Origin of the sequence: Oceanobacillus sp. J11TS1, assembly GCF_018333215.1 — a bacterium.
Lineage (GTDB): Bacteria > Bacillota > Bacilli > Bacillales > Amphibacillaceae > Oceanobacillus.
Window position 1 is genome coordinate 1 of sequence record NZ_BORO01000077.1, and the last position, 260, is coordinate 260.

Sequence of the window (260 nt, forward strand, 5' to 3'; positions counted from 1 at the left end):
ACGCCGGTCCTGGCTATTAACTCCCAAGGCAATATAAACTGCTTTAGAAACAACCCGGTGATATTCACGGACCTTAATATACATCGCATCCACATAGATATAATTATAATATTGCCGATCTAAAGGACGGTTAGCCCATTCCTTTACAACTGGATCTAGCTTTTTTGTAAGCTCTGAGACCATGGACTTCGACACTTTTTCACCACAAAGCTGTTCTACGACTTTAGTCACTTTACGCGTAGAAACACCATTTATCACCA

Annotated in this window: 1 protein-coding gene; it reads right to left on the reverse strand. The window is 40.8% G+C overall.

The genetic code is table 11. The annotated features are described in order from the left end of the window. On the reverse strand, nt 1–260 hold a 260-nt coding region (locus KI343_RS19915; RefSeq protein ID WP_212928125.1), incomplete at both ends, for a transposase.